This is a genomic window from Kitasatospora sp. NPDC057518 (assembly GCF_042802075.1).
GTDB lineage: Bacteria > Actinomycetota > Actinomycetes > Streptomycetales > Streptomycetaceae > Kitasatospora.
In genome coordinates this window covers 1-7769 of record NZ_JBHVEU010000423.1, presented here as the reverse complement: position 1 = coordinate 7769, position 7769 = coordinate 1, and the positions used below count along the sequence as shown (strand labels likewise).

Sequence of the window (7769 nt, the reverse complement as noted above, 5' to 3'; positions counted from 1 at the left end):
CCGGACACCCTCACAGGTGTCCGGGGCTCACCGCTTGTGCGGTACGGGGCTCACTCCTCGCCGGCGAGGGTCATCCCGGCCAGCTTCACCGAGGCGAGCACCGTCGCCGCGACGGTGACCACCAGCAGCAGCGGCACGGCCGCTCCGAGCGAGACGTCCGAGCTGATCGCGTTCTGTCCCGCGACCGCCTCGGCCACCGAGCGGCCCCACTGCTGGATGCTCAGCGTCCGGGCGCCCTCGACGAAGTTGCCGACCGTCGACTCCCAGATCAGGGCGTACGCCAGACCGGCCACGACCGCGTGCCGGGTGACCACGCCGAGCAGCAGGAACAGCGCGCTGTACGCGGCCCCGGCGACCAGCACGGCCACGGTGTAGCCGAGCGCCACGCCGTCCTGGGTGCCGACCAGCAGCAGCCCGGCCAGCAGCGTCGGGACGACCGAGAACAGCCAGGTGACGCCGATCGCGACGACCAGCTTGGTGGTCACGATCCGCCACCGGGGCAGCGGCTTGGCGAGCAGGTAGACGATCGAGCCGTCGTCGATCTCGTTGGCGATCACCCCGGTGCCGACCACCAGTCCGAGGATCGGGATCAGGGTGCCGAGGCCGAGGGCGCCGAGGATGTTGTTGGCCATGTCGTGCGGGTCGGCGCTGGACACGCTCGCGACGGCCGCGACGACCAGCAGCAGGGCGGGGGCCACCAGCAGCAGCAGGCCGCGGCGGCGCCCCAGCAGCCCGCGCAGGGTCAGCCTGGCGACGGTGGGGTTCATGGTCGGTCGGCCCCTTCCTGGGCAACAACGGTCCTGGCGGCAGCGGTCCCGCCGACAGTGGTCCTGCCGACGGCGCTCACGCGGAGACCAGGTAGGAGAAGACGCTCTCCAGCGATTCGTCCGCCGGGGAGACGGTGTACAGCCGGATGCCGGCCTCCCGCGCGACCCTGGGCAGCAGGGTGGTGAAGCCCTGGAAGTTCACCGCTTCGATCCGCAGCGCCCGCTCCCGTTCGTCCACCTCGATGCCGCTGGTCGAGCCGTCGGCGATCAGCGCGGCGGCGAGCCGGCGGTCGTCGCTGGAGCGGACCAGGTAGCGGTGCGGGCGGTCGGTCATCAGCCGGCGGATCTTGCGGAAGTCGCCCGAGGCGGCGTGCCGTCCGGCGACCACCACCTCGATGTGCCGGGCCAGCTGCTCGACCTCCTCCAGGATGTGGGAGGAGAACAGCACCGTCCGGCCGTCGGCGCCGAAGCGGCGCAGCAGGTCCATCAGCTGGAGCCGCTGGCGCGGGTCCATGCCGTTGAAGGGCTCGTCGAGCAGCAGGACGGACGGGTCGTGGACCAGCGCGGAGGCCATCTTGACCCGCTGCTTCATGCCCTTGGAGTAGGTGCCGGTGCGGCGGTCCTTGGCGTAGTCCATCTCCACCAGGTCCAGCGCCCGGCGGGCGGCGGCGCCCGGCTGGGGCAGGCCGTGCAGTTCGGCGTTGGCGAGGACGAACTCCCAGCCGGTCAGGTAGTCGTACATCGACTCCCGCTCGGGCACCAGGCCGATCTGCTTGTACACCTGCTGGTTGCGCCAGATCGGCGCGCCGTCCAGGGTGACGGAGCCGCTGGAGGGGGCCAGGAAGCCGCTCATCATGTGGATGAGGGTGGACTTGCCCGCCCCGTTGGGACCGAGCAGGCCGGTGATGCCGGGGCCGATGGTCATGGTGATGTCGTTGACCGCGACCACGTTCCCGAACCAGCGGGAGACCTTGTCGATGCTGATGGTGGCCATGCCGCCCTCTCAGACGTTCCGGTAGCGGCGCAGCAGCAGCCGGTACGAGCCGACCACCATGGCCACCGCGACGAGCGCGAACACCGCCAGACCGAGGCCGCCCGGGGCGTGCCGGCGGTCGAAGCCGTCGCCGAGCCCGAACAGCTCGTTGACCAGGGACTCCACCAGGTCGGTGGGCGAGATCAGCGACATCCACTGCGGGGCGTCGGAGCCGGTCGTGCTGCGGTTGCTGATCCCGACCGCGGCCGCTCCCAGCGCGGCGCTGACCGCCAGGTAGCCCATGATGGCGGCCACGCCGAAGCCGCGGCGCGGGGTGGCGGCCGCGATCACCACGGCCACCGAGGTCGGCACCAGGGCGTACAGCACGGCCGCGACCAGGCCGTACAGGAAGTGCGCGGTGTTGTGCCCGAAGTCCATCCCGGCGAGCAGCGCGCCGATGTATAGCACCAGCAACGGGGATGCCATCAGCAGCAGTTGGGCGCAGACCATGGCGCCGAACTTGGCCCGGACGTAGTCGGTGCGGGTGATCGGGCGGGAGAAGTACAGCGGGACGGTCTGGTAGCGCAGGTCCCGGGAGAGCAGGACCGGCGCCTGGGAGGCGAGGAAGACCGAGATCACCAGGCTGAAGATGGAGAGGTAGCCCGCGTACTCGACCGGCAGCTCGTCGCGCTTCATCACGACCGAGACCGCCACGAAGATCAGCGCGGGCACGGTGATCACGCCCAGCACCAGCATCGGCAGGACCTTGGACTTGCCGGAGCGGCCGAGGCCGTACGCGGCGCGCAGGCTCTGGGTGAAGAGCGCGCGGGTGGCGTAGCTGCGGCCGAGCCGGGGGCCGGTGTAGCCGCGGTAGCCGATGTCGTGGATGACGCCGGTGTCGGCGGACCTGGTCTCAGGAGGCAGCGGCATCGTTCGTCCCTCCCTTGCTCTGCTCGGTGTCCTGGGCGTCGGTGAAGAGCTCGGCGACCCGGTGCCGGCGCTGCTCCAGCCGGACCAGGCCGAGGCCGAGTCCGGCGACGGCGTCGCGGATGGTGTCGTACGTCGACTCGTCGGCCAGCCGGACCAGCAGCAGGTGCGAGCCCTCGGGCTGGACGGACAGTCCGGCCGCGGCGAGCCGCTCGCGGACCGCCGGACCCGGCTCGCGGCCGTGGTCCTCCGGGAAGTCGCCGACCTCGACCGCGAGCACGGCCGTCGCCTCGGTGAAGGAGGCGGTGGAGGAGGAGCGCAGCAGCTTGCCGCCGTCGATCACGACCAGGTGGTCGCAGGTCCGCTCCAGCTCGCCGAGCAGGTGGGTGGTGACCAGCACCGAGATGCCGAAGTCGGTGTGCACCCGGCGGATCAGCGCCAGCATCTCGTCCCGGCCGGCCGGGTCGAGGCCGTTGGTCGGCTCGTCCAGCAGCACCAGTTTCGGGTCGTGCACCAGCGCCTGGGCGAGTTTGACCCGCTGCTTCATGCCGGTCGAGTAGCCGCCCATCGGGCGGTACCGCTCCTCGTACAGGCCGACGTGCCGCAGGGTGTCCGCGGTGCGCTCACGGGCGGCGGTGGCGGGCAGGCCCGCCATCCGCGCCATGTGCACCACGAACTCCGTCGCGGAGACGTCCGGTGGCAGGCAGTCGTGCTCGGGCATGTAGCCGACCTGCGCGCGGATCTCGGAGCCCTGGGTGGCGACGTCCAGGCCGAGGACCTCGCCGCGGCCGGAGGTCGCCGGGGCGAGCCCGAGCAGGATCTTGATGAGAGTGGACTTGCCCGCGCCGTTGGCCCCGACCAGACCGACCACACCCGGCCGCACCTCGACGGTGAGCTGGTCGAGCGCGGTGACACGGGGATACCTCTTGGTGAGGCCGTCCGTCTTGATGACAGCTGTGGACACGGGACCAAACGTAACGGCCTTGTGCGGTACGGGTCATGAGCTGGAATGACGAGGCCGTCTGCTGCTGCGGTATGACGTCGGAGCCCCTCACCCCTAGGGGTTAGAAAAAGCGGAATCCACCTGTACCCTTTGTCGAATCTCTTTACACACTTGCCTGACTCTTTGCCAACGGGGGTGCCGGAGCAGCGCCCCGGCACGGAGGGGGACGATCGACATGTCTGATCGGGCGACCGCGTTCGACCGGATGATGAACCCTTGGGCCTACGACGCGGACGGGAACCTGACCGACTCGGCCCGCGCCCGGGAAGCGGCCCGCACAGAGCTCAACTCGGCCTCGGCGTCCGGCGGCGGAGGCGGGGGCGGCTTCAGCGCCGACACCAACGCGCTCACCACCGCGGGGAACAACTCCGACCAGATCCACGCCCGCCTCAACACCGAGGGCCGGGGCGCTGACGAAGCCACCGCCAAGGTGTCCACCTCGCTCGCCAATTGGAGCACCGGCAAGGCCGCGGCGGGCGCCGCCGGCACCTGGGACCAGTGCGTCGCCGCCCTCGGCGGCACCATCGGGCAGACCACCCAGGCGCTGCGCGCCACCGCCGCCAACTACCGGCAGAACGAGTCGGCCGTCCAGCACGACCTCGGCAACTGAGAGGACCACCGAGATGGTCGACTTCCACGAGCTCAGCACCGCCGACTTCGGCGTCCTGGACACCGCCGCCACCGCCTGGACCACCGTCGCCCAGAAGCTCCACGCGATGGACGGCGACTGGGACACCACGGTGATCGCCCAGGTCGACTCCGCCTGCTGGAGCGGCCCCGCCGCCGACCAGGCCCGCCCCGGCCTCCAGCGCACCAACGAGCAGCTGACCGCCGCCGTCACCGAGGCCAACGCCTTCGCCTCGATCTTCACCGAGGCGTCCACCGAGTTCAAGGCCGCGAAGACCAAGCTGGACAAGGCGGTCGCCGACGCCCGGACGGCCGGGCTGACCGTCACCGAGAACGGCACCGTGAGCTGGCCCCCGGCCGACAACGCCACCCGGCACGACTACGAGGCCCTCCGGGACTACCAGAAGGAGTGGGGCGACAAGGCGGAGGCCGCCCGCAAGGCGATCGACTCCGCCGTCGCCGAGGCCACCGCCGCCGACGAGCGGATCGCCTGGGCGCTGCGCGCCGACAGCATGACGGACGGTCAGAAGTCCTTCAACGGCAAGGCCATCGGCGGCGGCCCGGAGGCCGACGGCCGGCGCGCCGCCCAGCTCGCGGCCCGTGGCGGGGACATCACCGAGCCCGAACTGACCGAGCTGAACTCGCTGTTGGCCTCACACGGCAACGACCCGAAGTTCGCCACCACGTTCTACCAGGACCTCGGCCCGGACGGCCTGATCAAGTCCTGGAACAGCATGGTCGGCGACCCGGCGCACCCCCGCGACGACAAGGACCCGCGCTGGAAGGCCTACCAGGACCTCCAGAAGAACCTCGGACTCGGCCTGGCCACCGCCACCCGCACCACCAACGAGCCGCACCTGTCCGACGAGTGGGCCGCCGCACTGCGCAAGGCCGGCTCCCAGCCGGTCTGGGACAAGCCGTACCGGGCCTCCGGCCTGGACTACGTGCCGTACGGCTACCAGGTGCTCTCCGGCATCCTGATGAACGGGAACTACGACGCCCACTTCATCAACCCGATCGCCGAGCACGTCACCCAGCTCGACACCCAGGACCGGTACTGGCCGGCCCCGATGCCCGGCTCCAGGATCCAGGGCTTCAACCTGACCGGCGGCGACGAGGCGGGCGCCGGCTTCCGCCCCACCACGGCGATCCTGGAGGCGCTCGCGCACAGCCCGGACGCGGCCAACAGGTTCTTCACCGAGCAGCCGACCGCCTACAACCAGGACGGCACGGTCAACCAGGGCGGCAAGCCGAAGCCCTCGGACTACTTCTCCTACTACTCCCACGACAAGGACTGGATCCCGGACACCACCTCCCGGGACTCCAAGGTGTGGGACGCGAGCAAGCAGGCCGGTCCGGCCGCCTTCGGCCGCGCCCTGGAGGCCGCCACCACCGGCCACCCGTACGACGAGCCGGGCCCCGTCCCCCCGGACCGGCACACCACCGAGCAGGCCGACCTGATGAAGCGGGTCGTGGACACCTTCGGCCGGCACGGCGACGACGGGGCGCTGGACGACATCAAGGGCGACGGCAAGCTCGCCGCCCTGCGGGGCAGCCTCGGGCACATGACCGCCGAGTACATCGGCGACGTGCAGAACTCGCTCTCCCACGGCACCGACCTGCCGGTCAACGGCTCCCCGGCCTCCCTCGACGCCTCCTCCGTGGCCGGGCTGCTCGACGCCCTCGGCCGCGACCCGGACGCCTACGGCGCGGTGGCCAACGCCAACCAGGCGTACACCACCGCCCTCATCCGCGGCCACCTGGACAGCGGGCAGACCGACTTCGCCCGGCTGGAGTCGGACATCAAGCACAACGCCGAGTCCGGCGGCGTCGTCAGCGGCTACCTCAACCAGGCCCGCATCGACGAGGTGCACAACGAACACGCCGCCTCCGACAAGGAGTTCAACGACGCGCTGGAGAAGAACGTCGGCTACGGCAAGGACGCCTTCAACGCCGTCATCGGCAGCGTGACCGAGAAGATCCCGCTCGGTGGCGAGATCGCGGACCAGATCGTCGACTCGATCGCCGACAGCGTCATCGAGGCCAACAAGAAGGACACCACCGAGGACGGGCGCCAGGAGAGCCGCAACCACACCGCCGAGGCCGAGGGCCGGGTGGCGAGGGGGGCCGACCAGGCGGTCCGGGACGCCGGCAGCGGCACCGGGATCGCCCGCCAGGACATCGACCGGCTCGCCAACAGCGCCCGCGACAGCGCGCTCCAGGGCATGTCGCGCGGGACGGCGAACAACTCGTCCACCAACGCGAAGGGCGACGCGTGAGCGGGTCCGGCGCCGGGCCCGCGGCCCGCTGGGCCCGGCTCCTCGCGGACCGCTGGGCCGGGCGGCTGCACGACCCGCTGCTGCTGCCCGCCGTGCTGGTCGTGGCGGTGGCCGCCGCCGGGTTCGTCGGCTACCGGGACTTGCAGGGCCACCGCCCGTCCGAGCCCCCCGGCCGGTCCGCCCACCTCTGCCGCCTGCCCACCGGCGCCGACACCCCGCTCGGACGGCTGCTGCCGCCCGGTGACCAGGACTCCGAGGAGCGGACCAGCTCCGGCGTCCGCGACACCGACCAGCAGGGCTGCGCCGTCCGGATCGACGGCCGCGCCGTGCTCACCCTCACCGCCGTCCGGCGCGAGGGGGAACTCGCCCTGGCCGCCGCGGAGGCCACCCGCCCGGACGCCCGCCCGCTCGACCTGCCCGGCCTGTCCGCGGCCTGGCCGGGCGGCGCCGCCGCGGCCCAGTACTGCGTGACCGGGCCCAGCGGCTACGTCGAGGTGCGGGTCACCGCCGGGGAGGCGGCCCGCGCCGACGGGGCGGACGGCCGACAGGCGATCGAAGAGGTCACCCGCGCCGCGCTGGCGGCGAAGACGAAGGAGCTCTGCCGGTGAAGCACCCCCGGGCCCTGATCGCGGGCGGGTCCGCGCTGCTGCTCGGCGGCGGCCTGCTCGGCTGGCACCTGTACCTCGACCACACCGCCTACCGGCCGCCGGCCGTCGCCCTGTCGCACGGCGAGTGCCGCGGCCTGCTCGACGACCCGGCCGTCACCGGGCTGCTCGGCGGCGCCCCCCGGGTCTTCGTGGAGACGGCCTACCGGGCGGCGACCCCCGACGCCCCGGCCTCCGTGCGCTGCTCGGTCAACGGCGGGGACGGCCGGCTGCTGACCGCCGAGGCGTCGTTCGGCGGCGTGCTCTCCGGCGGCGACAGCCTCGGCGCGGTGGGCTTCGAGTGCACCGTGGACGGCCGGCGCACCGGCTACCGCGCCGTCCTCAGGCTCACCGGCAAGGACGGGAAGCTCCTCCCGGACGGGCCCGGCCGCAAGCGGATGGGCGAGGCCGCCCGCGGCTTCGCCGAGCGCGCCGCCGGGCAGCAGCTCGGCTGCGCGGGCGGCGCCGAGCGGCTCGACGTGGTGTGAGCCGCCCGGCGTCGGGCCCCCTTCGGCCGCCGCGACGGCGACGGGTGCCGCTCCCCGGAGG

At 72.5% G+C, this 7769-nt stretch carries 8 protein-coding genes; 4 read left to right on the top strand and 4 right to left on the bottom strand.

Annotated features, from left to right (window positions below):
- Nucleotides 1-50: 50 nt before the first annotated feature.
- From ACFU7Z_RS31920 to ACFU7Z_RS31905, 4 genes are all read right to left on the bottom strand, one after another.
- On the bottom strand, nt 51-767 hold the full coding sequence (locus ACFU7Z_RS31920) for an ABC transporter permease (protein ID WP_049652868.1): 717 nt from the start codon (nt 765-767) through the stop codon (nt 51-53).
- A gap of 76 nt (nt 768-843) precedes the next feature.
- The gene (locus ACFU7Z_RS31915) at nt 844-1761 is read right to left on the bottom strand and encodes an ABC transporter ATP-binding protein (RefSeq protein WP_049652871.1); all 918 of its coding nucleotides are present in this window, start codon (nt 1759-1761) and stop codon (nt 844-846) included.
- A 9-nt stretch (nt 1762-1770) separates the two neighbouring features.
- A complete protein-coding gene (locus ACFU7Z_RS31910; protein WP_074002019.1) occupies nt 1771-2670 on the bottom strand; it encodes an ABC transporter permease in 900 nt (299 codons plus the stop codon).
- Nucleotides 2654-3631 carry an ABC transporter ATP-binding protein gene (locus tag ACFU7Z_RS31905; RefSeq protein ID WP_049652877.1) on the bottom strand — a complete coding sequence of 326 codons (978 nt, stop codon included), beginning with the start codon at nt 3629-3631 and terminating at the stop codon, nt 2654-2656. Before ACFU7Z_RS31905 ends, ACFU7Z_RS31910 begins: the two co-directional genes overlap by 17 nt.
- Nucleotides 3632-3845: 214 nt before the next feature.
- Between ACFU7Z_RS31905 and ACFU7Z_RS31900 the strand changes: the two genes are divergently transcribed.
- From ACFU7Z_RS31900 to ACFU7Z_RS31885, 4 genes are read left to right on the top strand one after another with little or no spacing between them, the layout of a single operon-like run.
- Nucleotides 3846-4280 carry a hypothetical protein gene (locus ACFU7Z_RS31900; RefSeq protein ID WP_380781311.1) on the top strand — a complete coding sequence of 145 codons (435 nt, stop codon included), beginning with the start codon at nt 3846-3848 and terminating at the stop codon, nt 4278-4280.
- A 13-nt stretch (nt 4281-4293) separates the two neighbouring features.
- Nucleotides 4294-6576, top strand: coding sequence for a hypothetical protein (locus tag ACFU7Z_RS31895; RefSeq protein WP_049652882.1), 2283 nt, complete (start codon nt 4294-4296; stop codon nt 6574-6576).
- Nucleotides 6573-7184, top strand: coding sequence for a hypothetical protein (locus ACFU7Z_RS31890; RefSeq protein ID WP_380781309.1), 612 nt, complete (start codon nt 6573-6575; stop codon nt 7182-7184). Before ACFU7Z_RS31895 ends, ACFU7Z_RS31890 begins: the two co-directional genes overlap by 4 nt.
- Nucleotides 7181-7708 (top strand): hypothetical protein, encoded by a 528-nt coding sequence (locus ACFU7Z_RS31885; protein WP_117488865.1) that lies wholly within the window; start codon nt 7181-7183, stop codon nt 7706-7708. Before ACFU7Z_RS31890 ends, ACFU7Z_RS31885 begins: the two co-directional genes overlap by 4 nt.
- The last annotated feature ends 61 nt before the right edge of the window (nt 7709-7769 follow it).

What these genes read in the sequence shown, in the direction of transcription:
- ACFU7Z_RS31910 (WP_074002019.1), bottom strand. Translation starts at nt 2,670, where the DNA reads ATGCCGCTGCCTCCTGAGACCAGGTCCGCCGACACCGGCGTCATCCAC.
- ACFU7Z_RS31915 (WP_049652871.1), bottom strand. Translation starts at nt 1,761, where the DNA reads ATGGCCACCATCAGCATCGACAAGGTCTCCCGCTGGTTCGGGAACGTG.
- ACFU7Z_RS31895 (WP_049652882.1), top strand. Translation starts at nt 4,294, where the DNA reads ATGGTCGACTTCCACGAGCTCAGCACCGCCGACTTCGGCGTCCTGGAC.
- ACFU7Z_RS31920 (WP_049652868.1), bottom strand. Translation starts at nt 767, where the DNA reads ATGAACCCCACCGTCGCCAGGCTGACCCTGCGCGGGCTGCTGGGGCGC.
- ACFU7Z_RS31900 (WP_380781311.1), top strand. Translation starts at nt 3,846, where the DNA reads ATGTCTGATCGGGCGACCGCGTTCGACCGGATGATGAACCCTTGGGCC.